This window comes from Acinetobacter sp. YH12218, assembly GCF_013417925.1.
GTDB classification, from domain to species: Bacteria; Pseudomonadota; Gammaproteobacteria; order Pseudomonadales; family Moraxellaceae; genus Acinetobacter; species Acinetobacter amyesii.
Genome location: NZ_VPDB01000010.1, coordinates 56,995 through 82,597, shown reverse-complemented (window position 1 = coordinate 82,597; position 25,603 = coordinate 56,995). Strand labels below are relative to the sequence as shown.

General features: G+C 39.8%; 21 protein-coding genes and 1 pseudogene. 8 read left to right on the top strand and 14 right to left on the bottom strand.

The annotated features are described in order from the left end of the window. The 3 genes and pseudogenes from FTV03_RS04955 to trmB all read left to right on the top strand — a co-directional run. Positions 1-109: pseudogene (locus FTV03_RS04955) on the top strand (IS701 family transposase); the annotation flags it as partial. A 100-nt stretch (positions 110-209) separates the two neighbouring features. Beyond that, a complete protein-coding gene (locus FTV03_RS04950) occupies positions 210-2,150 on the top strand; it encodes a sensor histidine kinase (RefSeq protein ID WP_257220677.1) in 1,941 nt (646 codons plus the stop codon). A gap of 175 nt (positions 2,151-2,325) precedes the next feature. After that, on the top strand, positions 2,326-3,042 hold the full coding sequence (gene trmB / locus FTV03_RS04945) for a tRNA (guanosine(46)-N7)-methyltransferase TrmB (protein ID WP_078188891.1): 717 nt from the start codon (positions 2,326-2,328) through the stop codon (positions 3,040-3,042). A gap of 104 nt (positions 3,043-3,146) precedes the next feature. Here the strand turns inward: trmB and FTV03_RS04940 are convergent, their stop codons facing one another. From FTV03_RS04940 to FTV03_RS04915, 6 genes are all read right to left on the bottom strand, one after another. Beyond that, complete coding sequence (locus FTV03_RS04940) at positions 3,147-4,763, bottom strand: GMC family oxidoreductase (RefSeq protein ID WP_180040266.1); 1,617 nt, start codon at positions 4,761-4,763, stop codon at positions 3,147-3,149. 213 nt (positions 4,764-4,976) lie between these two features. Beyond that, positions 4,977-5,660 (bottom strand): class I SAM-dependent methyltransferase, encoded by a 684-nt coding sequence (locus tag FTV03_RS04935; protein WP_180022464.1) that lies wholly within the window; start codon positions 5,658-5,660, stop codon positions 4,977-4,979. Between the two features lie 62 nt (positions 5,661-5,722). Beyond that, positions 5,723-6,499, bottom strand: a complete 777-nt coding sequence (locus tag FTV03_RS04930; RefSeq protein WP_180040264.1) for a Rossmann-like and DUF2520 domain-containing protein — start codon at positions 6,497-6,499, stop codon at positions 5,723-5,725. A 225-nt stretch (positions 6,500-6,724) separates the two neighbouring features. Further along, positions 6,725-6,937, bottom strand: a complete 213-nt coding sequence (locus tag FTV03_RS04925) for a hypothetical protein (protein WP_180003031.1) — start codon at positions 6,935-6,937, stop codon at positions 6,725-6,727. A gap of 332 nt (positions 6,938-7,269) precedes the next feature. Beyond that, entirely contained in the window at positions 7,270-9,879 is a 2,610-nt protein-coding gene (gene pepN / locus FTV03_RS04920; protein ID WP_180040262.1) for an aminopeptidase N, read from the bottom strand. Between the two features lie 354 nt (positions 9,880-10,233). Next, a complete protein-coding gene (locus tag FTV03_RS04915; protein WP_180040260.1) occupies positions 10,234-10,509 on the bottom strand; it encodes a hypothetical protein in 276 nt (91 codons plus the stop codon). 495 nt (positions 10,510-11,004) lie between these two features. Between FTV03_RS04915 and FTV03_RS04910 the strand changes: the two genes are divergently transcribed. The 3 genes from FTV03_RS04910 to thiM all read left to right on the top strand — a co-directional run bounded on the left by FTV03_RS04910 (position 11,005) and on the right by thiM (position 13,456). After that, entirely contained in the window at positions 11,005-11,268 is a 264-nt protein-coding gene (locus tag FTV03_RS04910) for a hypothetical protein (protein ID WP_111885040.1), read from the top strand. A 149-nt stretch (positions 11,269-11,417) separates the two neighbouring features. Continuing rightward, positions 11,418-12,575 (top strand): hypothetical protein, encoded by a 1,158-nt coding sequence (locus tag FTV03_RS04905; RefSeq protein WP_111885041.1) that lies wholly within the window; start codon positions 11,418-11,420, stop codon positions 12,573-12,575. Between the two features lie 11 nt (positions 12,576-12,586). Continuing rightward, on the top strand, positions 12,587-13,456 hold the full coding sequence (gene thiM, locus FTV03_RS04900) for a hydroxyethylthiazole kinase (protein WP_180026863.1): 870 nt from the start codon (positions 12,587-12,589) through the stop codon (positions 13,454-13,456). Positions 13,457-13,555: 99 nt separating this feature from the next. Here the strand turns inward: thiM and FTV03_RS04895 are convergent, their stop codons facing one another. The 3 genes from FTV03_RS04895 to FTV03_RS04885 all read right to left on the bottom strand — a co-directional run bounded on the left by FTV03_RS04895 (position 13,556) and on the right by FTV03_RS04885 (position 16,757). Then, positions 13,556-14,107, bottom strand: a complete 552-nt coding sequence (locus FTV03_RS04895; RefSeq protein ID WP_180040258.1) for a hypothetical protein — start codon at positions 14,105-14,107, stop codon at positions 13,556-13,558. 19 nt (positions 14,108-14,126) lie between these two features. After that, positions 14,127-14,855, bottom strand: a complete 729-nt coding sequence (locus FTV03_RS04890; protein WP_180040256.1) for a hypothetical protein — start codon at positions 14,853-14,855, stop codon at positions 14,127-14,129. Between the two features lie 381 nt (positions 14,856-15,236). Continuing rightward, positions 15,237-16,757 carry a transporter associated domain-containing protein gene (locus FTV03_RS04885; protein ID WP_180040254.1) on the bottom strand — a complete coding sequence of 507 codons (1,521 nt, stop codon included), beginning with the start codon at positions 16,755-16,757 and terminating at the stop codon, positions 15,237-15,239. 616 nt (positions 16,758-17,373) lie between these two features. Between FTV03_RS04885 and FTV03_RS04880 the strand changes: the two genes are divergently transcribed. Then, positions 17,374-17,838 carry a MarR family winged helix-turn-helix transcriptional regulator gene (locus FTV03_RS04880; protein ID WP_078193646.1) on the top strand — a complete coding sequence of 155 codons (465 nt, stop codon included), beginning with the start codon at positions 17,374-17,376 and terminating at the stop codon, positions 17,836-17,838. A 21-nt stretch (positions 17,839-17,859) separates the two neighbouring features. On the opposite strand, the gene FTV03_RS04875 is transcribed toward FTV03_RS04880, so the two are convergent. After that, positions 17,860-18,519: an SOS response-associated peptidase family protein gene (locus tag FTV03_RS04875; RefSeq protein WP_180040273.1), complete on the bottom strand. Its 660-nt coding sequence runs from the start codon at positions 18,517-18,519 to the stop codon at positions 17,860-17,862. 262 nt (positions 18,520-18,781) lie between these two features. Between FTV03_RS04875 and FTV03_RS04870 the strand changes: the two genes are divergently transcribed. Further along, positions 18,782-19,180 carry a hypothetical protein gene (locus FTV03_RS04870; RefSeq protein ID WP_180040252.1) on the top strand — a complete coding sequence of 133 codons (399 nt, stop codon included), beginning with the start codon at positions 18,782-18,784 and terminating at the stop codon, positions 19,178-19,180. 439 nt (positions 19,181-19,619) lie between these two features. Here the strand turns inward: FTV03_RS04870 and FTV03_RS04865 are convergent, their stop codons facing one another. The 4 genes from FTV03_RS04865 to zapE form a co-directional block, all read right to left on the bottom strand. Further along, positions 19,620-21,062, bottom strand: a complete 1,443-nt coding sequence (locus tag FTV03_RS04865; RefSeq protein WP_180040250.1) for an aldehyde dehydrogenase family protein — start codon at positions 21,060-21,062, stop codon at positions 19,620-19,622. A 111-nt stretch (positions 21,063-21,173) separates the two neighbouring features. Then, positions 21,174-21,650: a hypothetical protein gene (locus FTV03_RS04860; protein WP_111885048.1), complete on the bottom strand. Its 477-nt coding sequence runs from the start codon at positions 21,648-21,650 to the stop codon at positions 21,174-21,176. A gap of 88 nt (positions 21,651-21,738) precedes the next feature. Next, positions 21,739-23,901, bottom strand: coding sequence for a malate synthase G (locus tag FTV03_RS04855; protein WP_180040248.1), 2,163 nt, complete (start codon positions 23,899-23,901; stop codon positions 21,739-21,741). Between the two features lie 526 nt (positions 23,902-24,427). Further along, positions 24,428-25,579 carry a cell division protein ZapE gene (gene zapE, locus FTV03_RS04850; protein ID WP_180040246.1) on the bottom strand — a complete coding sequence of 384 codons (1,152 nt, stop codon included), beginning with the start codon at positions 25,577-25,579 and terminating at the stop codon, positions 24,428-24,430. Between the last annotated feature and the right edge of the window lie 24 nt (positions 25,580-25,603).

Below are 25,603 nucleotides of genomic sequence, written 5' to 3'. Positions count from 1 at the left end.
AAATATATATCGTTGGCAGAAGAAATTATTTAGACCAATTATCAAAAACTTCATTGATGACTTTATTCTCGATAAAAATCATCTGCTACCACAGAGAATCTATAAATGATAGTGCGTAAGTCCTAAACTATCAAAAATAAAACAAAGATTTGATGTGACTTTCTATTTATTTTTTTAAATTGTGGATACACAAAATTGGGGGAATTTTGATGGTATGGTTTTGGTCACGACACTGCATTCAAGCAAATCGGCTGCTGGTCTTAGCGAGTCTATTTTGCCTGCTATGTTGTATTGCTATACCCACTTTTGCCAATGCCACCCCTCAGATCTCAAGCAGTCATTGTCCTGTTGAAATTACCCATATTGCCACAGCTAAAAGCGCTGTCGAGCAAGAGCGCCCACGTACAGGTTGGCAAAATCTGCAAAAGCTTCCAGACACTTGGAATAAACGTTGGCCGGATTATCATGGTATCGCTTGGTACAAAATCCAATTTAAGTTGAACTGTGACCTCCATCAGTTAAATCAGCCCATTGCTATCGCCATACAAGGCATCACCCAAAGTGGACGGGTGTACATCAACGATGCCCTACTTTGGCAAGATTACATTTCAGCAGAACATTTTTCGCGAAGCCAACATCAACCTAGACTATTGAACTTGCCTAGCTCGAGTTTAAAGCAAGGTGTTAATACCATTTGGGTGCAAGTATATGGTTCGGTGACCCAAAAATCAGGACTCAGTTCAGTTCAAATTGGGGAATACCCGCAAGTCTATGACACCTTTAAAATTTGGTTACTCGAACAACGACAATTAGTCGAACTCAATACGATGATTAATTTCGTCGTGGCTGTGTTCTTTTTTTTAGCATGGCTCGCCAATCGTAATGAAAGAGCTTACTTATGGTTAACCATCACTGGTATGTGTTGGGTGTTTTATAGCCTGTGTATTATTTTTAATGGGCCAATTGCATTTCTAACCACCGTACAGATCGACCGTATGCAAAATATCATTTTCTGCTTTTATACGGTTTTTGGCTGTATTGGTGCATGGTATTTTGCAAACCACCCATTTCCAAAAATTCAGAAACTATTATTAAGTCTTGCCACCATCGCCGCTCTCTGTATAGGTTTTGCGCCAGAGGCTTATTTAAAGACCGTCATCCAAATTTGTTTTAGCTTCTTTGTTTTTGTCTTTGTGGCCAAATGTATTAGCTACCCCTATTTAGCCTATAAAGCCAAAATGGCTGAAACCTATTTGCTTGCAACGCTGTATCTGATTTATTTACCGATTGCGGTACATGATGCTCACTTTATGATGACCATGGAAGGTCATGCGCTCTCGCCCTATACCGGGCCAGTGACAACCCTCATCTTGGGCGGCGTACTGGCTCTACGTTTAGCTCGACACACGCGTCAAATTGAGCGTTTTAATAAGACCTTAACTGAAAATGTTCAACGAGCTGAACTGAAACTCGCTACTTCACTCGGTCAACAACATCAACTCGCGCTTGAAAATGCACGACTTCAAGAACGAATTCATTTATCTCATGACTTACATGATGGTTTAGGCGGATCAATTGTCCGTTCAATTTTACTGTTAGAACAAAATGATAAAATTGAAAAACCACAAATCATGTCGATGCTTAAATTGTTCCGAAATGATTTAAGACAAGTTATCGATTCGGGTTCAAGTATAGGGACGAAAGTTCCAGACACCCCGATCGAATGGGCGGCGCCGATTCGCCATCGCTTTGTACAGCTCTTTGAAGAATTAGACATGAGCTCAAGCTGGAAATTTGCTGCCGAATGGATTCACTCACCCACTGCAACTCAATGTCTCAATTTGACTCGTGTCGCAGAAGAAACCCTGACCAATATTCTAAAGCATAGTCAGGCTAGCAAAGTTCAAGTCAGTTTGTGCGAAACAGAGACTCAACTGATATTACGTATTGAAGATAATGGTATAGGCTTCAACCCTAACGAAGTTGAACAAGGGCTACATGTTGGCCTCCATAGTATGCAAACACGAATACATCGTATCGGTGGTGAATTTAAAATACAGTCACAGCCGGGTTGTACCGTTCTTGAGGCCATTTTACCGTTTAAACATGATGATACAGATAGTGAAGATCTTGACGATAAAATCGCCTAGCTTAATGTTATTTCATCGCTTTTGAGCTGAGTAATTCACTGTACATTGCAAATCCTCGGCACGGCTTCCGTCGGTGAGATTGAGCAAAAAGCGGATATATTCACGGTAAAAAATTTGACTTGTGCATCTCAGGACTTAAAATACCGCATTCGAATTTTTTACATTTGCCAAAGTTATGTCGAACGATCAATTAGACCAGCACGCTGTAGATCTGGATAATCTAAACGAACACCGTGAAATCGTGACGTTTATGCGCCGCTCTGCGCCACTTAATACTTCGCAACGTACTGCGCTGGAACAATATGGTCATCTAATTTTGGAATACCCTGTTGGTGATTTGCGTCAGCATTTTGAACACCCTGAACGCCCATTAACTGTAGAGATCGGTTTTGGTATGGGTCGCTCTTTGGTGCTAATGGCAAAAGCAAACCCAGAGCGAAACTTTGTCGGCATTGAAGTGCATGTTCCGGGTATCGCTCAATGTGTGTATGAAGCAGGTCTTGCAGGTTTAACTAACCTTCGAGTACTGGATGCTGATGCCATCCAAGTGCTACGTGAAATGCCAGATAACAGTATTAATACTGTGCAATTATACTTCCCAGATCCATGGCAGAAGAAACGTCATTTCAAACGTCGTTTTGTATCTCATGACCGTATGCCATTGGTTGAAGAAAAATTAGAAATCGGCGGCACATTCCACTCAGCAACTGACTGGGAACCGTATGCTGAATGGATGATCGAAGTTCTTGAAGAACGTCCACGTCTTGAAAACCTTGCAGGTAAAGGCAATAGCTACCCTCGTCCAGACTGGCGTCCACAAACTAAATTTGAACGTCGCGGAATTGAAGCAGGCCATAAAATTAATGACTTCATCTTCAAAAAAGTAAACTAATTTTTGAATGAAATAAAAAACCACCGTTAGCGGTGGTTTTTTATTGCTGTTTTTGATCTAAGATTTATCTGTGTTGTTTCAAATCACAGGAAAACTGCTTACACCTAGGCTACTTGCGCTTGGAGCTGACTTTGACGAATCATATCCACGGCTTTTTCAGCAATCATCACTGTTGGGGCATTGGTATTGCCATTCACCACAGAAGGCATAATAGAAGCATCGACTACACGAAGGTTTTGAATCCCGTAGACTTTCAATTCAGGGTCAACCACAGACATCTCATCTACGCCCATCTTACAACTGCCGACAGGGTGATAAACCGTATCCACACGCTGACGTAAGATTGCACGTATGTCATCATCGGTTTTGACCAGTGAGGTAAATAAATCTTGCTGATAATGACTCGATAAAGACGGCGACATCATTAATTGCTGCGTCAACTTAAAGCCTTGTACCAAATCTTCTAAATCCTGTTCATCCCCTAAAAAGTTTGGATCAATCAATAATGGATCATTGACACTGGAACCACTCAATTTGATCGTACCGCGACTTCTTGGATTGAGCAGACACACATGACAAGACAAACCATGGCTTGCGTGAAATTTCCGTGCATGATCATCTACTAACGCGACGACAAAGTGTAATTGCAAATTTGGTATCGCTAAATCGGGTGAAGACTTTAGAAAACCACCACATTCTGCAAAATTTGAAGCAATCATGCCCCGTCGCTCCTTACGATAGCGACTGATCTGCTTAAACATATCAATTGAGCCTGGTAAGGACACCCCAAATGTGCCTTGATATTCTTTGACTTTATAACCAAAAATGAAATCGGGATGATCGTGGAAGTTCTTTCCTACACCCGGTAAATGGTGCTTCAATTCAATGCCATGCGCTTGTAGCTCGGCCTGATCTCCCACTCCAGACAACATTAAAATCTGCGGTGACTGCATCGCTCCGGCACTGAGCAAGACTTCACGTCTGGCTTTTAGGTGTTTCATTTGCCCTGCATGTTGTACTTCTACACCAGTCGCAACTTGATGCTCTATGGTAATTTTATGCGTTGTTGCTTTGGTCAATACGGTTAAATTTGGCCGATCTAAATGTGGAAATAAGTACGCACGCGCCACACTACAACGCTCTCCATTGATATGCGTAACTTGATAAACCCCTAAGCCTTCTTGTTCTGCACCATTAAAATCATCAAGGACTTTATGGCCTTGTGCACGAGCCGCTTCGGTATAGCGTTGATGGAAAATATTGTCACTTTGTACATCTGTGACGGATAGAGGGCCGTCATTTCCGTGGAATTCATTGTGTATTCGGTTGTTATTTTCTGAGCGAATAAAATATGGCAAGACCTCGTCGTATGACCAACCAGTATTGCCCTGTACCGCCCATTGATCATAATCATTTTTATGACCACGAATATAAATCATGGCATTAATACTAGATGAACCGCCTAGGCATTTTCCACGTGGTTGATAGCTTTTACGACCATTCAAGCCAGCTTGTGGCACAGTTTCAAAAGCCCAATTATTGATCTTGGTCGGCAAGCTCACCACGCATGCAGCTGGAATATTGACCGTCCACTGATCACCTTGTCCACCTGCTTCTAGCAAGCACACAGATATATTCGGATCTTCACTGAGTCGTGCAGCCAGTACGCAACCCGCACTTCCGCCACCAATCACAATATAATCAAATTCCATTTTTGACATTATTTTCATCCAATTGATTCTTTTTATAAATGCACAATAAGTGATTTAACGCTGACTGAAAAGTTTCTTTTTAAAAAATGACGCGCGATACCGTGCAAGAAGGATGAAACTGATGATCGAAATTTTGAGGCAAGCGTCACTCATGCAAGGTAGCAACTATGTCGGTCAAAATGATCGATGAACTTAACACCCAAACTTGGTCTTTTTATATTTTTAATCTATAGACGTTTTAAAAGCACTGTAAGCTGCATAGCTAAAGATTTGGCTGAAACAATGGATTTGATCAAAGCCTATTTCCGTTAGTAAATTTTGATAGTGCTGCTGGCTAATCAGTTCAAAATCATCCTCTAAACGCTGCATCATTTTTGTCGCTTGTACAGCAGATAAACCTTGCATTTGGCAAAATTCAGGTAGGACACGCTGCTCAAAATTCGAATGAGTTTGCATCAAGTCAAAACTTACAAAAATGCCCTGCGGTTTAAGCAATTCAAAAGCTTTTGCTAAAAAATTCGTTTTCTCTGACAACAGAATGAAATGCGTCACCAAGATACTCAGCGCCGCATCAAAACAACTCGCCTGCTCAAAAGTAGTGTGACTGCCCAAAACAAATTTGACGCGATGCAACTGTCCAGCAGCTTCAACACTTTGCCGTGTTTGATTCAGCATATTTTCAGATAATTCTGTAACGGTAAATGACCATGTTGGATTCAAGGCCATGAGATAGCCCAATTCATAGCCCGTCCCACATCCAATGATCAGTACATGGGCATCTTCAGCGACATAGCAATTTAACACCGCCTGAATCTGTTGATGGACAAGTTCATAACCGGGAATTAATTTACGTATATGTGCATCATAACTTTCGACCACTTGTGGGCTATTAAAATCTTTTGCCATGTAACATCCTGATTGACATGTATTTCTATGCTAATAAATATTCATTGTTCTTTATAGATTGTTTATTTCTGATGATGCTCAAAAATCTGCTGACTCAGCATTTCATAGACCACTTTCAGATCGACTTGATCCGCTTGCTCAAGCATATTGGCGTGCATCTGCATGATATTTTGATCCCCACGCATTGCAGGGCCTGTTTGCATGTTACGCGGTTCAGCCTGAGTCGCTTTATTGGCTGTCTCTAAAATCAATGGATAAAGCAAGCTAAAATCGACGTATTTTGCATCGACAACCTGCTTTGCCATGTCATAACAATAATTACTAAAATTACATGCGAACACCGCAGCAAGATGCAGACTTAAACGTTGTGCCGAATCATATTGATAAACCCTTTGACTCATGCTGTTTGCTAAATCTGTTAGTGTCCTCAAATCTTTAGAATCCGCGGCTTCTACAAAGATCGGTGTAGACGTCCAGTCCACATCTCGATCTAAACTAAAGGTTTGTAAAGGATAAAACACCCCTGCTCGCAAATGCTGCTGGGTCAGTACCGTGATATTGGTGCTACCTGAAGTATGCACGATCAAAACCTGTGGCAGATAGGCTGTAACTTGCTGAATAACGGTTGCAATCGATTGGTCGCTCACCGCAATGATCAAAAGATCAGTCTCAGCATTCAACTTATTTGGGGTATGAATGGCTTCGGCACCTACACTTGCTGCAAGTTTTTCTGCCTTATCAAGATTTCGCGCATAAACTTGCACAATGTGATGTTGTGGATGAAGTACTTTGAGCAAATGATGTGCAACACGACCTGCACCCACAATACTGATTCGCATATAGTTTTAACTCATTTTCGATGGCTACAGCATGTCAGGAAAATATCGGACGTGCAAATCGAGTTGTATCGATAGAATGATTTATTTTCAATTCTTCACATTAGTTTCGCTCAGATAAGCACAAAAAAAGGGATGCGTTTCATCCCTTTTGCTAGACGTCAATCTAAGTCTAATGCATATCATATCGCTTTCAATCTAGACAATATTCGATATGCACTTTAGCTTTTACGATTTACCAATGATTTGATTCAGAGTCTGTAGGTATTGTTCTGCGTCACGGCGCGCATTGAATTTCTTTTCAAATACACCTGTGTTTTGCACACTGTTCGGTGTGTATTCTACCGAAACAACAAAGGTATCAAGCAAATCTCTATTAATCCGAATTGCAATAATATGATGTGAGTTTAAATAAAAACCATCATCAACCTTAACTAACATGACTCGCCTCAAAAATCTTGCATAATGAAATAGATAAAAATATCTAAACATTCATAAACTTGGATGCCTTACCGCATACAGTTATAAATAGGATAAACCGAAATCATTGTAACGCCATTATGTGATTTGTATTGCAATTATTATGCAATTTAAATGAATAATTAGAGAAAATCATTCAGTTCCAGTCATCTAAACATGATTGATTTTCAATCCTAGCTAAAGATTGGATAAAAAGACTGGATATAAAAAAGCCTGCTGCCATAGCCATGGCAATAGGCTCATTTCAGTACGACTGATTTAACTCAAATCAATCGTACAATGTGGTTGAACGATTAAACACTCAACATACTGTTTAATGTTTCTGACACATTCTTCGATTTCACAACAGGTTTAAGTGCTTCAAGTTTTGCTTTGACTTCACTACGCTGCGGTTCTGCCAAAGTGTACCAACGGGACAAAATTTGCAGTAACCGTGAACCGACAATTGGATTCTTCTCATCGAGGAATTTTGCCAATTCAACAATGTGCTGTACACCAAAGCTCCATGTGTTGACAGGATTGCTATTTAAACCGCCTGTAACCGCACGAATACGGTTCGGTACTTTCAAGTCATAGTCAGGATGAGCAGTTAGTGCCTTGATAGTTTCCGCAGTTGCTTTCGGATGTGCAGCTTGCAGCATAAACCATTGGTCCATCGACAAAGCTTCATTTTTAAAGCGTGTATAGAAGGCTTCTAAAGCTTGCTGTGCTTGTGGTGCATCATTCCAAACCAATACTTTTAAAGCACCAAGACGTTCAGAGATATTTTGCGTGGTTTTAAACTGTTCAAAGGCTAAATCAAATACTGACTTATCCCCCTGACGCGCCATCATATTCAAAGCGATATTTTTCAGCGCGCGCACACCCATTGCCTGACTGAACTCTGCAGGCGCTTCTAATGTTTGATAAATATTTTTCCAGAAACCGGTAAATGACAATGCAACAGCGGTAAGTAAAGCATTGCGCTTTTCTTGGATCATGGCTGGATTGTAGTTCTCATCAATACGGCTGCCCAAATAGCCCTCAGCCGGAACATCCAGCAAGCGTGAAGCCAATAACGGATCTTTGCAGACCAATTGAGGCAGCAGCTTAGGCGAACTGATCGCATCTAAATAAATTTGCGCATCATGATCTTTCAGCAGAATGTTTTCGACCAGGCTCTGCGCCGCCTGCCATTGGTTAAAGCCATTGGTTTCATACTGCAGAAGGAATGCAAGCTCTTCATCTGAATAGTTAAATTCAAGATTAACAGGTGCAGAGAAGTTACGTAGTAAAGAAACAACAGGCTGAGTTTTTACACCGCTAAATGTAATGGTTGCAGTATCGGTATCAAATAAATACACGCCATCTTTGATGCCATTTTCAACCAATGCATCTGAGCTGAGAACTAACTGTTCACCACTCGTCGCATCAAACAATGCCAAAGCCACAGGAATAGGCACAGCTTTTAAATTTGGATATTTCGGATGAGCTTTTAAGCTTTGTTTCAAGCTTAAAGTATAGGTTTGATTTGCAGCATCGTACTCACCTTTTGCTTCAAGTTTTGGTGTACCCGGTTGGTTATACCAAATCAAGAAACTCGATAAATCCACACCTGAACCCGCTGTCAGTGCTGCCACCCAATCTTCAACAGTCACAGCTTGACCATCATGGCGTTTGAAATATTCGTCAGTACCTGCACGGAATTTTTCTTTGCCCAAGAGTGTCGCCATCATGCGGTTAATTTCCGCACCTTTTTCGTACACTGTTGCGGTATAGAAGTTATTAATTTCAACAAAATGATCTGGACGCGGTGGATGCGAAAGCGGGCCTGAATCTTCTGGGAACTGATGTGCTTTTAATACTGCAACATCATCGATTCGTTGTACCGCAGCAGATTGTAAATCTTCTGAGAACGACTGATCACGGAATACCGTCAAACCTTCTTTTAAGCATAGTTGGAACCAATCACGACAGGTAATACGGTTACCCGTCCAGTTATGGAAGTATTCATGTGCAATCACCGATTGAACGCGCATGATCGCAGCATCAGTCGTATATTCTTCATCAGCAAGCACACAAGAGGTGTTGAAAATATTCAAGCCTTTGTTTTCCATTGCACCCATATTAAATGCACTGGTTGCCACGATCATATAATTGTCTAAATCATAAGGACGACCATAATGTTCTTCGTCCCAACGCATCGAGTGCTTTAAAGCTTCCATCGCAATATGACATTTTGGAATGTCTTTTTCTTCTGCATAGATTTCTAAAGCAACATTACGACCTTCAGACGTCACGTAAGAGTCTTTAAGTACCGCCAAATCACCAATCACACAAGCAAAAAGATACGATGGTTTTTTGGTTGGATCTTGCCAAACGGTATAATGACGACCTTCACCGGTTTCACCCGCTTCAATCAAATTACCATTGGCAAGTAATACAGGGAATTTTTTATCCGCTTCGACACGTGTGGTAAATACCGATAGCACATCAGGACGGTCAGGATAATAGGTAATTTTACGGAAGCCTTCAGGCTCGTTTTGAGTGACGAATAGATCGCCTGCCGCTTGGTATAAGCCTTCGAGTTGAGTATTACTTTCAGGATGAATCACGACTTCGGTTTCAATGACAGCTTGGTCAGGTGCATTTGATATCACCAGTTGTTCTGCATCTACAACATAGGCATCTGCTGGCAAGACTTGACCATTTAAGTGAATTGATTTGAGTTCCAAATCACGACCCAATAACACCAAATCCCCTGCCGTTTGACGCCGCATCACTAATTTTGCATTTACATTGGTATGGTCATCAAAGACTTGAATATCTAGATCGATACTATCTACGACAAATGATGGTTTTTGATAATCTTTTAAATAAACAGTTTGGTCTGCTTCGACCACTGGATTTGCCGCAATGTTCATATCTCGTCCTATTCCTTAGTTATTGCTCATCAGCTTTTTGAACACATTGTGAATGACTTGATCATACGACAAGATGCATAAGCTGTCTTCGCATTTACAATGATTTATATATGGGCTCAGCGCATGTTGTTTTCAATCATCTTTATTGAATAATTTAAAGGCTGGCACATATTTTCGCCATGTTTAAGCAAAATAAATGCCCGAGTTGAGTACAGCTACTGCAATATGCAAATTATTTATCTACCTCAAATAAATAAAGCACCTATATACTAGAAAGAGAAAGTACAGGTGCTTTATATCCTTCTGTACCTTCAAATTATTACGCTCAAACTTTCCTGCTTAAGACTTAGAGGATTATTGATTTTCGAAAATTAAATCGAGCGCGCTGTCATAGTCTGCAGCAAAGTAAAATTGAAATGCCGTGACTTTTGAGGTGAGGAATTGCTGAATTTCTTCCGTCGCACCCGCCACATAAATTTTAGATACTTGATGTTGCTGCGCCAGGCTCAATAACTCGATCGTCTTTTCCAGTGTTTGATCATGCCCAATAATCAGCGCACCAACCGTACCCTGTGGCTGCTTATATAATTGCATACGGGTGATATTGCTGTTTTTAAGTGCGTCTGACATATGTATTCCATACAAAGAAAGGATAAAAAAAGATCAAAACCTTTAGAAATCCAGCTGAATCATGCTGTGTATCAAGTTCAGTAGATTCCGCTTGGTTTCAATCCTAGAAGCCTAGATCATTAAAAATTATAAGCTCAATATATACAAATATACTTTTCAAATCCAATCGCTTAGGTGATTCCTTCCAAAAAGCACCTTAGTACGTAATTCATATCAATCTTCTAATTTGTATTTGATTGCATACTTCTGTTTAAACGATGCACCAAGATGTTTCTTTTTCAACAGTTTAAGCATTTTGAGAATTCATTAGACATAGCCATACGCATCAATATTATTTTGTTACTTTTAAATTAATAATTTATTTTCAATATCTTAGTAAATAATTATAAAGTTTATCTGCTTTAAAATGTCTACTCAAAACATTTGAGCATGCGTTTTGCATCTACTTAATTGCCAAAAGCAAAATCATCAGGCTAAAACAAAAAGAGGTGCATTATGTTTATTAAAGAACACATCATCCGTATTGAAAATATGAAGACCCTGCAAGCGCTTGATGCTGCAAATATCGACCATCAAGTAATTGCAATGTTTATGACTTGCGAAGGGATTCCACTCAAAGCCTTTGAGGTCAGTTCATTACTTAACTCATATAGTGCATTAGGCACTAAAAAAGTCGCGTCTAAAAAAGTGCAAGCCTTAATACAAGCCAAACAAGTTGGAGAGGAGGACGAATCGATCCCATGCCCAGCCGCCTATTAATAATCCATTCTAACTAAAAGCTGCATCATCACTATGCAGCTTTTTTTATTTGTCGACTTCTCGCCTGAGCTGCTGCAACTGAAATTGCAAACCCGTCTTTAAACAGAGATGTGTATAATCAATTTAACCTTTCAAGAAACGCTGGCAACATGTTCAATATTCTACGCAAACAAATGGATGAAAGTACGCAATGCCCGTTGTGTCGTGCATCTATGTATTGGGTAGATGCTGAAAAATTAGATGAGCAAGAATTTAATTTTTATCAGTGTAGCCACTGTCATCATCAAATATTTCCAGAACAGCAATACAACTGTCATTGTGAAAACTGTCAGGCTGCGCGAAAAAAACTACTGAAAGAAACCCGTTTACAAGAACAGCGTAAACTCAAAAATAAAGATATCGTTGAACGTGAATTAAGTGAACTGAGTTTTTTACAGAAACTCTTTTTGCTGGCTTTATTGGATAATCACGTCCAAGAACATACGGCGCATCAAGAATTTATCGACTGGGACGCTATTAAGTATCATAACATCAGCCCGAATTATTTCTTCCAACAATCACTCAAAAAGCATCTCGTGCATGAGCAAATTTTGATTGTGAAAGATGATGCACTACAAGCTGAACAGTATTATATCAATGTCCGTCTGGATGGCTATTCGGAGCCCAGTCTTTTTAGCGTAGCGCAGCAACTCCGTCATTGGTTTTATGAAAATTTAGCCTTGGGTGTTCCCTTTAAAAGTGCTGACGAAGTGAAAGAATGCTTGTATCTCCTACTTTTTCAAGAAATTGTGCAATTCATGCAGTTTTACTGTAAGACATGGGGTATTCAAATTGCAGGGAATAAAAGCTTTCAAGTGTTCTGTTATCGCCTACTCGACCATCTAGCGGTTGGGCAGATTTATTATATGATTCAGTCAGCACTCGAATATCTACATAAACAAAAAGCCCTGCAAGTTCGTAATGAAAATTTCATTAACACCAATCTGTTAAAAAAGACCTTACAGCAATACCGTGAACGTGGCTTACAGGAAAAATGGGAAACTTTTACCCTCCCTCGTCCGCCACAACTCCCCTTTAGTAAAATGAGTGAAATTTTGCTCTTTAACTTTTTAGGACTCGATGAAAGTATCTTTGTGCAGCCAATACGCCATGCTTGGAAAAAAATCGAACCTCGCTTAAATTTTTATTCCACAAAGCGCTGCATGTACTGTGGTTCACAAGAGCTCTCTGTCGATTATGATGCCGCAGATTATGTGACCCTGTTCTGCCGTAATTGTAAACATCAAGACCATTACTTCACCCGCTAAGGGAGAAACCGATGAATCAATCTGAAAATTTTGAAACGACCATGAACAGTGAATTGACTGACTTAAATAGCCCGCTTTTGCAAAGCGTCATCAATGCGTGGATTGAACTTCAATCCAAACAACCTTTGGTGCATATCCTCACCAATGCAGTCGCGAGTAATTATGTCGCCAATGTCCTTTTGGCTGCGGGTGCTTCTCCTGCAATGATTGACAATCCCTTTGAAGCCGAAAGCTTTGCCTCAATTGCCAGTGCATTGAATATCAATTTAGGTACGCCAACGTCTGAACAAATGCAGGCCATGCAAATTGCTGCACAAACAGCACAAAATTTAAATAAACCTTGGGTGCTTGACCCTGTCGGTTATGGCCCCGTTTTGCCGTGGCGATCTGAAATGGTTGATCAATTACTCCAGTACAAGCCAAGCATAATCCGTGGCAATGCATCAGAAATCAGTGGTCTTGCAGGTAATCAAGGTGAGTCACGCGGTGTCGATAGCACACTCAATAGTGCCGAGATTTATTTAAATGCTGCGCCCTTATTAGAACACTGTGAATGTGTGGCAATTTCAGGCGAATCGGATTTCATCTTATCAAAAGAAATGAATGCTGTGATACAGATTAATGGTGGATCTTACTTACAACCCAAAGTGACGGCTTCTGGCTGCGCTTTAGGTGCGTTAACAGCGGCTTATTGCGCCGTGAGTGAAACGCTAACTGCTGGCACGGTCGCAGCACATTTGCACTTTGCGATTGCGGGTCAAAAAGCCTATGAAATTAGCTCAAGTGTCGGCAGTTTCAATGTTGCATTTTTAGATGAAATTTATAATCTCAATGAAGATGATTTCAATCAACTTGCCAACATGCAAATTTATGCACTATGAAGCTATGATAGCTTGAGAAAAACAAAAACAGCTTGAGTAAAGACTCAAGCTGTTCAGGGATTCATACTGTTTTGTACTAATTAATATGCGACAAAAAATTTACTGTGCCGTACTGTCAATTGCAGCATTGGCATCAAACATTTCTGAATCTTCGATCGTTTCTGTTGGATTACTCAAAATCATGTCGAGGTCATAGTCCCCCGCATAGACAATATTTTTGATTTTTGAACAGTCGCCATCACTCATTTCATAATTTAAGACTTTGGCTTCATCACCAATTTTAAACTCAGCACGAACAACGTTTTTATTTTCATCAAAACTCAGTTTAGGCTGTACGCCCTTTTTGGAATTTTGCTGCGGATCTTGGCTGTCCGTGAAAATATCAAAATCCACATTACACTCTTGTTGCGACTGCTTACAGTTAATTTCTGCTTGCATACGTTCCACTAACGATGGCTCAAAATAGGCAGCAAGTTGATCTTTACTCAAAGCATGCAATTTCAACTCTTGATCATAAATTTGTTTGACCAGTTTTTCGGGGGCAACACATTTCTGCGATTGCTCCTGTACTTTTTGCTCTGCTGGCTGACAAGCCGTTAAAAAGATCGCCGCGCCGAAACCGAATAATCGATATATCGTCATTTGTCGCATAACACATCCATGTCCGTCATTAAACTGCCCGCCCAACTGCCAGATTCATACTTGCTTCAAAAATAGTTGAAACATTTAATTTACAAATACACATTAAACCCATGCCATCAAAATAATCTGGCACGTGCTGCATAAAAAATTGAACATGTTCATCAGATTTTTTCCGTAGCCGAACCAATTGCTCAGGCGTCACCTTCGGTAAATCACAACGATGAACAAAAATATCCTCAGCGCGATGCTGCACATCATGCTGACGGATTTTATAACTGTTTAAAACATCCGCATACTCAGTGGGCATCGGGACACCATGCCTTGGATAAAACTTAACAGAGCGCGAGGCAAATAATGTATATACCTTTGGTTGTGCCAATGTAGCCACAAACCACATAGGAATCGCTGGAAATCGAATCTGATGCTGCATCGCCACTTTAATCGCCGAATTTAAGGTCAGGTTTTTCCGACGATAATCAACCAATACCCCTGCCCGTGAATTAAAAATAAAAATCGGCCGATTGTTATGCATAATTTTTAATATACGCACAATGTTTTGCCCGATCAGTTTTTCCTGCTCAAAATACTGAATGATTGGTAAGGCAACAATATCTGGGTCATGCATGTATTGATAAAGTTGCTCAATCCTAGAAGTTGGAAAAATACATTGATCAAACTCCCAGAGCCGTTGAAACAACTCATGTTTTTCTTCAATCGTGAGTTTGCAAAAATCAATGATATTCTCAGTGATCGCCATACCAACACCCATTTTCTTAATGGATTAACTTTGATGTTTTTTCAAAGTCCCTAGTTATAAAGTTTTCCGAAGCGGTATTTAAATGAAATAAAATTATTCATAGATCATCAATGATGATTAAAACCCCAAGTTAAAAATGAATCGCTATTTACCCTCATGCTTTTTTAAAATCAACCCTATCAATATTTCTTACTTTTGAATCGTTTTAGCCCTCTAAAAGCCCAAAAGTTGCAGCGTTTTTTGACTGTTACATCATGTAAATATAATACGTTTTAACATAGTGAATTACAGCCTCCTTGGATAGGATTTCTTATACTTTCTAGTCATACAAAAAAGACAGCTTCGAAAAGCTGTCTTAGGGTCATTTTTAATATTTGAGCATTAGGCCTGGTAATAGATATCAACCGTTTTAATGCGGTTTTCATCCATTGCCGTGACTTTAAATTGAATGCCTTTAAAATCAACCACAGTACCGACTTCTACATTGCCGTGGGTCTGATCTAAAATAAGACCTGAAACACTGATATAACCATCATCTTCTTCGATCAAATCCAGCATTTCCAATTCAAGTTCTAACTGATACAGATCGAGCATGCCTGAAGCTTTCCAATGTTCATCATCGATTTTAATCAAATCAAGTTGTTCATCCGCATCTGGGAATTCACCAGCAATTGCTTCAAACACATCGAGTGGTGAAATCAGACCCTGTACCGCACCAAATTCATCCGTAACCAGTACCAAAGAGCCTTTAGAGGTACGCAAGGTATTAATCGCATCAATCACCTTCATTTTTTGGAAAATAAAGATCGGACGATGACGTTTAATCAATACTTTTAGATCATCTTCGCTATCTAGAACATCAATAAGTTCTTTCGCACGGACAATACTAATCACTTTGTCCAAGCTACCACGACACACAGGGAATAAACTGTGCGGCACTGAAAGGACTTGCTCACGAATTTGCTCAGGTGTGTCATTTAAATCAACCCAAGAAATTTGATTACGAGGGGTCATGATCGACGCAACTGAACGCTCTGCAAGCGTCAATACACCACCAATCATGTAACGTTCTTCGTCTGCAAAGGTTTCTTGTGCTTGATTACCGACTTGATCGGCTTCTAAGCGTCCACCCATCAGCTTTAAAATACTGTCTGCAGTACGGTGACGTAATGGAATTTTCGCTTCGTGTTTTTGAGCATTACGCTGACTAAACTGGTTAAAGGCTTCGATGATAATCGCAACACCAATACCTGAGTAGATATAGCCTTTCGGAATATGGAAACCAAAACCTTCTGCAATCAAACTAATACCAATAAGCAATAAGAAGCTTAAGCATAAGATCACGACGGTCGGATGTCGGTTAACAAAGGCCGTTAACGGTTTAGATGCAAGTAACATCACAGCCATTGCAACAATCATTGCAGCCATCATGACATAAATGTTGTCGACCATACCGATTGCTGTAATGACAGAATCTAGAGAGAAAACTGCATCTAAGACAACAATTTGCGCCACGACTGCTGTAAAGCTCGCATAAGCCACTTTTGTTGTCACTTGAACTTCTGGTTTACCTTCTAATTTCTCATGCAGCTCTGTGACCGCCTTATAGACTAAGAATAATCCACCGAACAATAAAATGAGATCTCGACCAGAGAATGTCCAATCAAAAACGGTAATCAGGGGCTTTGTTAATGTGACCAACCAAGAGATTGCAAATAACAATCCTAATCGCATTAACAATGCGAGTGAAAGACCAAGTATACGGGCTTTGTCACGTTGTTCTGGAGGGAGTTTTTCTGCCAAAATGGCAATGAAGACTAGGTTATCAATCCCTAGTACAATTTCTAAAATAATTAATGTAAGTAAACCAACCCAGATTCCAGGATCTAACAAAAATTCCATTAGCTCTCTTCCTCATTCTGGATTGTAAGAATATCTTCAATCAGACCAACGCACGGCGACGGATCCATAAATTTAACCTGTGTAACTAGAGACCATTCCATTATGCATAATCTTGCGCATTTGTAATGTATTCAAGCATATTTTTTCGCAGCAACAATATGACAAAATGTTAAAAACGCTGAATGTATTACAAATCGAATGGGCGATATAAAATACACATCTAGATGTTAAAACCTACTTTTTGAGATCTCCTCTTCCACTTTAAAAAAAGTATGAATTCACCTGACTTTTAATTAAATGTAATTAAATACGTTGTATGAGATTGTATGACAAATCTAATGAATTATTTATTTCTACCTTTTGGTAAAAAATATTAATATTCAATTCAAATTAAAAACTTATTTATTTTCACTACACTATCTCTTTACCCAACTTTGCTTTTATTCTCTTTTAATCGCTTGGAAAGAATATCAATATAATCTATTAAGATAATCTAAAAATGAGATATCTTCTACTTTCTATTTTTTTATTGTGAACTCTTGCTATTACCCTCTATTTTTCAATAGAATGTTAAAACATTAAATAAAATTAAAACAAATATTCAGGGGACTCCTTCATGACAAAAAAGTATTCAAAATTTTTACCATCCACCGATGACTTTAGTTTAGAAAATTTTCCTTTCTACTGGGTCACTCAGGTGCATTCACAATATGTTTTAAACGTCGACCATGCCTTAAAAAAGTATGGCGTAGATAATTCACGTCGTCGCATCCTGCTCGCACTCAAGTCTAAACCACATGCGAGCGTTTCGGATTTATCTGAAATGGTCGTGTCTAAAATGTCGACGACAACCAAAATTGTTTATCGCTTAAAAGATGAAGGCTTAGTAGACACTTATTCTTGTGAAGATGATGCACGTATTACTCGCGTCGTGTTAACCGATAAAGGCACTGCTATGACGCAAAAGATTAACGATCTAACGAATGTCGTTCTAGAACAATCTTTTGAAGGCTTAACACCGCTACAAATTGAAAAAACCATGGAAAGTTTAAAGCACATTTTCAAAAACTTAGCGCGCTAAGCATTCTGCATCACCGAAGTATCAATCGAAAAAGTTCAGTTGGGGACTGATTTTTTCGATTTTTATTTTGGGTGCATGCTCACATTCAAATTCGTCAACAGGAAAACCCTGTACAAAACTTTGGATATTCGGTGATTTCCAACTCAGCCATTCCTCTAATCGTGCATGCGGAATCACAATCACTGAGCGTTTTACATTACCTGGCTCATGAAAGTGTTTCATCATCTCATGCTGAATAGCATCCATCGTAATCATGGTTGCAGAACGTACAATCTCATCACCTTGCCGACAAATGTCATATAAGGCAGCGATATAAAACGCTTCTCCATCTTTGCGTTTAACACTCCAACGCTGCGGTTTATTGTCGATATACATAGACTCATAAAATTCAGACACTGGAATTACGCCAAACTTACATTTTGAGATCGCATTGATAAAAGACGGCTTTTGATACAAAGTTTCATTTCGGGCATTATAGGTTTTTAGTGCAATAGATTTGTCTTCGGCCCATTTAGGCACCATGCCAAAACCCACTTTTCGCCACTCTAGCCCTTGCTCAGACTTAAAGAGCAGCGGTAAATCATAATTTGGATAGACTTCCTCAGGATATTCAAAACTGATTTCAGGCAAGTTTTGCGACTTTAATTGCGCTAAGGTAATCGGTTTGAAATTGGCACACATATTTGCCATAATCCGCAAAAATTCAATCTTTATAATAAATGAAAAATCTAGACCGAAGTCGCTTTATCGTTTTAATTCTCAGTTTAAGTCTATATCCAACTGCAAAGCAGCAAAAGTTTCTGTACATACCGTTTCATTTCTACCTTTTAGTCTCGACGCGCTATATCTCAATGAATATCCATTTAAACAAAGCCTGATCAATGAAATCGAGATCCCTGCAGGCAAATACCGCATTCAATATAAGCATTTTCGCAATCAGCAAATGATCAGTACACATCATTGGGTCACGGTCAAAAATCTTCCCAACACCCAAGAGCAGCAGTTCTCATTAGTCATCCTGCCCTATGGTGAAATGATCAATGTCTCTGACTTTAAAATTACATCTCCAGAAATGTTTCCTGAAATCCGTTTTGCAAAACGTGCTCAAAATAGTTATCGCTTGATGCAAAATCAGCAAAGACAAAGAGATCAGTTTGGCGTGATTCTTCCTGACGTAGATGAAGCCCATACGATGGAATTGGAAGATCAATTTGGCTGGTTTACGGTGAACGCAGATGAAGGGCGTGTCAGGACAGATTGTACAGGCACGTTTAAAATCAATCCTCAAGATGCGCTCCCCTATTTCACTACTGCAAATTCAGCTATTCAGTTTAATGATTAACAAGGAAACAAAATACATAACGCATATTTAGCGTTTAGTGATAACAATCCGCTTATTCCAATTGCAGATCGAACAATTCATGAGGCAACAGATTACAAAAATGGCTTGAAGTTTGATGTGTATATTCACAATATCCAAAAAATGAAAACCGAGAGTATTTCTTCTAATTATTCAATCTACAATTACAAGGTTCAGGTCAAGCTGTATATGACGGCCTTGCAGCGTAAACCTATGCTGTTGATGAATCACAAAATGTACTATCAGGATAATTGTTCAAGCCAAGATATTGGCTCTTTCCTGTATTACAAAACACGTTGGAGTCGTTTTTGGGACTATATACTTCCTGATATTTCATGGAAATAAACTAGAAATGTCCTGCATAACAGAACCTGCAGTGAAGTCTATTGCACAAGATAAAATAGACTTCATTTTGTGTATTTTAAGCAGGGAACGTTTGCCAATGGGTGCGGGTAAATTCCTCAAATATCCACTCACCATTAAAGCGACCAAGGCCTGAATTCCGTTCACCGCCAAAGGGTGCATTAGAATGATCCGCCACACTGATGCCATTGATATGCGTCATGCCTATATCGAGTTTGGCCACAAACTCTCCGCCGCGTGCTAAATTTGAGGTACATACCGCACTCGATAAACCAAATCGGGTTGAATTCGCCAATTCAAGTGCATGCGCTTCATCTCGCGCTTTTAAAATCGGCAAAATTGGCCCAAAGCTTTCTTCTAATGCAATATCAGCGTGCGCATCCACATGGGTGAAAATATGCGGTGCAACCAATTGACCTTCTATACCGCCTGCATAGGCTAAAATCGCATCTTGCTGAATGGCATTTTGAATAATGGTTTTTAATTTATCGATTTGCGACTTATTGATGATAGGGCCTATCAGAGTTTCGACATCATTCGGATCACCGACCACAATGCTTTTTACCCGTTTAATTAATTTTTCAACATAAGCATCGTGCAAGGATTCATCCACAATCACTCGATTGGTACTCATGCAGATTTGTCCTTGATGCAAAAAACGCCCCATCACGGTCAGTTCAACGGCTAAATCTAAATCGGCATCATCTAAAATCACCAAAGGCGCATTGCCGCCAAGTTCCAGCGCTAAACGCTTAATCCGTGAACTTGCCAAAGCTTTCACCCCCACCTGTTGACCCACTTCAGTTGAACCTGTAAATGAAATCATTTTAGGCACAGGATGCTCTACAAAATAGTCGCCAATTTCACTGCCGCTGCCTGCAACAACATTTAATACGCCATGCGGCAAACCCGCTTCTTCAAATAATTTCCCGAGTAACGTTCCACCTGTCACTGGCGTGTCACTTGCAGGCTTCAGCACCACACTATTGCCGCAAGCAATCGCAGTCACCACAGAACGCATCGATAAATGAAATGGAAAATTCCACGGGCTAATCACCGCAATGACACCCAAGGGTTTGCGCAATACAAAACTCTTTCGACTCGGGTCTTTACTCTCTAGCTGCGTAGTTTGCATTTTTTCAGGAAAACGCAACGATTCTTGGATAATGCCGAGCGCTGCATCAACTTCAATATTGGCTTTTAAACGTGTACTACCAGATTCATCTATCAGCCATTGAATAATTTCTTCTCTGCGCTGCTGAATGGTTTGAGTTAATTTAGTGATGACTTGCTGACGTACTTCAATGGGCTTGGTCACTTCTGATTTAAAGGCAGCTTCTGCCGCACTATAAGCACTGTCTACATCGACACTGCTGGCTGCCTGCAATTCAAAAATCTCTGCTTGGCTAAAGGGATTGATATTCTTGATGTGACGCGTTGAAGTCCCTGCTCGCCACTGTCCACCAATATATTGCAAATCTAATGCGGTATATGCTGACATCGTTTCCATCCCATTTTTATCATTCATTCCAATGTAAAGGCTTCAGCATCGAAAAGCTATGAGAAAAACAGGATAAAACTTTATAATTAATTTCTTTTACAACCTTATACTTTAAACAGGCTGATGAATCTGCCGCATCGCTTTATAGATTCGCCAATAAATATAACAGCTAATGATGACTTCAAAACTTAGATCTTTAACTGTGGTGAGTTGCTCAAGCGCAGCCTCCTCCATGTTTAGGGTCAACATGGGTAACAGCCCTTCGACAACAACAGCGATCAAGATAAAGAGGACTAAACTCTGAATCGTTACGGGCAAATACAATGCAATAAAGCGCTTTAAAAAATCTCGGCCTTGCTCGCCGCCATTGGCTTTAAATATGGCATTCACCCAGCTAATCAGCAGACCAACTTGTAAAACAAACGAAGCCCAAGCTTCTGTAGGTTTGGATTCTGGGGTTAACGTCAGTGCTAAGTAGCTAAAGAAAATCAATATTGAGCTGGCAATATAGTAGTTTTTATAATGGGTTTCAGAGACTTTATTCAGTCTTATATCATCCACCAACCGATTTACATTCCATAAATACATGGAGTTTCCTTTTCATTTTTTATGTCGACATTCTAACTTTCTCAAGCAATAAAAAAAGCCTCCGAAGAGGCTTTTTTTGATTTACAGATTAGTCACCTGTATAACCTTTTAATTTTAAACGGTAAGCATGAAGAAGCGGCTCTGTATAACCAGAAGGCTGCTCGCCACCTTTGAATACTAAGTCATAAGCAGCTTTGTATGCATAACCATCAAAGCTTGGTGCCATTGGCGTGTAAAGTGGATCGTTGGCATTTTGCTCATCCACAATTTTCGCCATACGTTTAAACACTTCTTCAACTTGCTCAGCAGTTACGATACCGTGACGTAACCAGTTTGCAACGTGTTGAGAAGAAATACGTAAAGTTGCACGGTCTTCCATCAAACCAACGTTGTTGATGTCTAGTACTTTTGAACAACCTACACCCAAATCAACCCAACGAACGACATAACCTAAGATACCTTGAAGGTTATTTTCGAGTTCTTTAGTTTTCTCTTCTTCAGACCAGTTTGTATCTGTCGCTAAAGGCGGCGTTAACAAGTCATCTAAAGATAGCGGCTGAGTATTCAACAACTCTTTTTGACGCTCAGAAACATTGCACTGATGGTAGTGAATCGCGTGAATTACAGCACCAGATGGAGACGGAACCCATGCACAACTTGCGCCAGCTTCTGGATGCTCAATCTTCGTTTTGTACATATCAAGCAACATATCTGGTTTTGGCCACATGCCTTTACCGATTTGCGCTTTACCACGTAAGCCGGCTTGAAGACCGATCATCACGTTACGGTTTTCATATGCAGGGAACCAGATTTGAGACTTCACTTCGCCTTTACGAACGAATGGACCTGCTTCCATGAAAGTATGGATTTCATCACCCGTACGGTCCATGAAACCTGTATTAATAAAGATCGTACGATCTTTCGCTTGCGCGATACAGTTTTTCAAGTTCACAGAAGTACGACGTTCTTCGTCCATGATACCGATTTTCAAAGTCTTCGCAGGTAGACCAAGCGCTTGTTCAGCACGCTCAAATAATTCAACTGCAAATGCAACTTCTTCTGGACCATGCATTTTTGGTTTAACGATGTACATAGAACCTTTACGAGAATTCTTGTTTTCGTTTTCGCCTTTAATGTCTGCAAACGTCAATAACGGTGTGATCAATGCATCCATGATGCCTTCGTAGATTTCAGCACCATCTACAAGGATCGCAGGGTTTGTCATCAAATGACCTACATTACGAAGCAACATCAATGAACGACCGTGAAGCGTAGTTTCACCACCGATTAAGTTTTTGTGCGTACGATCTTTATTTAATGTACGCGTGATGGTCTTACCATTTTTCTCGATTGACTCAGAAAGTGTACCTTTCATTAAGCCTAACCAGTTACGGTAGCCTTCAACTTTCTCTTCAGCATCAACTGCTGCAATTGAGTCTTCTAAGTCTTGAATTGTGGTTACTGCAGCTTCAAGAACTAAGTCTTTAACGCCCGCAGCATCAGTTGAACCAATTGGGCTCGTCGCATCAATTTCAATGATTACATGCAAACCATTGTTTAAAAGTACGATTTCAGTTGGCGCAGCTTCGTCACCATTAAAACCAACAAACTGAGCTTCTTTCGCTAAAGTTGCAGTTGAGCCATCTTTTAGGCTTACAACTAACTTTTTGCCTTCTACCGCATATTTAGTTGCATCTGCATGCGAACCATTAGCTAGCGGGAAAGTTTCATTTAAGAAGTTTTTAGCAAATTCGATAACTTTTGCACCACGAGCTGGGTTATAGCCCTTACCTTTTTCCGCGCCGTCTTCTTCAGAAATCACGTCAAAACCGTAAAGAGCATCGTAGAGTGAACCCCAACGTGCGTTCGCAGCGTTTAAGCAGTAACGTGCATTACGTACAGGCACTACTAATTGCGCACCAGCCAATAATGCGATTTCTTCGTCTACATTTTCTGTGCTGATTTGGAAATCTTCTACTTCTGGTAATAAGTAGCCAATTTCAGTAAGGAAAGCTTTGTAAGCTTCGAGTTCAAATTTGTTGTTGCGGTGCCATTCATCAATTTTAGCTTGAATGTCGTCACGCTTAGCCAATAGTGCTTTGTTCTTTGGGCTAAGATCGACAACGACTTGTTCAAAGTTTTTCCAGTAAGTTTCACTGTCTAAACCTGAACCCGGTAGTGCTTCATTTTCGATGAAATCGTAAAGTTCTTTAGCAATCGCTAACTTGCCTTTTTGAATACGTGCAGTCATTGTCTTTCCTGATATTGCTATTTTTTATAACAAGAGATTCTAGTATACCCATTTATACTTTGCTGAATAGTACTATCACATTCCTAAATAATGATCATTTTCTATGTAATGAAATACCCTCATCATTCAACATAATAAAGATCAGAAATACGACGTCATCATCAGCCTGAATACCTTTTTACAGTGTATAAAGTTTTTGAAATGTCGAAATTAGACTTAAGTGCAGAATTTTGTTCTAAAACTGAACAAATAGACCCAAGCGTCAAACAAACTCACTCGATTAAGCCATGAAATGCTGCCAATGTCGATGCTACAACTTCAACCAATCAGTTTAAATTTAACGCTTTTATCGATGAATTATTAAACAGCCATACTTCTTATTTAATGATGCTTTTATCATGAGACTTTGCTTTAACTTCTATTGTTCGTTCCACAGCTTTTCTTAATTTATACATGTTTTCTAAAACTAAAAATCAAAAAAAAAGAACGCCATCAAGACGTTCTTTTTTCATTCCAACAGAAACGCTTAATTTTCTGCCGTAGATTCTGGTGCATTGATTTGACGGTGAGAGGTATGTAGATAATCATTAGATTGCATTTCCAATAAGCGCGAACGTGTACGCTCAATTTCAAATGCCAATTTTTCACCTTGATATAATTCAATAATCGTATCTTCTGAAGTAAGCAACAACTTCACACCACGGTCATAAAACTCATCAACTAGATAGATAAAACGACGAGTCCCTTCAGACAAATAATCCGTCATGTGCGGCACATTACTCACCAAGACCGTATTATAAATATTGGCAATTTCAATAAAGTCCGCTGGGCTACGTGGTTTTAGGCAAAGTTCAGAATATTCACACCACAGTACATCTTCCGTATGACCAATGGTTTCCACAATACGCTGATTAATAATAATTGGCTCTTGTGAAACTGTTTGGGTTTGCGTTAATGCTGTAAAACGCTGTGCCATCCACAACTTATGTTCATGTGTTAAAGGTGACTTAAACAACTGCGCTTGTTTCAATACACGTAAACGATAGTCTACGCCTGAGTCTACATTTAAAATCACACAGTTCTTTTTTACCATTTCGATGGTTGGGATAAAACGGTCACGGTGGATCCCGTTTTTATACAAACCATCTGGTGCGATGTTAGATGTTGCAACAAGGGTGATCCCACGCGTAAATAATTTTTGGAATAGATCACTCAAAATCATCGCATCTGTGACATTGGATACAAAGAATTCATCAAAGCAGATCACGACTGCTTCTTTATAAATTTGGTCGGCAACAAGGTCGAGTGGATTACGCTGACCTGAAAGCTTATTTAATTCACGGTGTACGTACTGCATAAAGTGATGGAAATGCATACGTGTTTTGCGTCGAAATGGCACAGAATCATAAAACTGATCCATCAGCCACGTTTTACCACGTCCTACACCGCCCCACATATACACCCCTTTCGGTGCAGTTTGACGACGGAAACGACGAAACGCTTTTTTAGAAGCCTTAAAACGTTGGATTAATTCTTGCCAAACTCGATCCAACTCATGCACCGCTTGCGCCTGTTCCTGATCTGGTAAAAACTGACCAGATGCTAAGGCTTGAGCATAACGCTCAGCCGGTGAAATCGGAGTAAATGCGGTGTTGTGTGGTGACTGAAAATCTGACATATCATTAAATACTTTTTTGGGCTA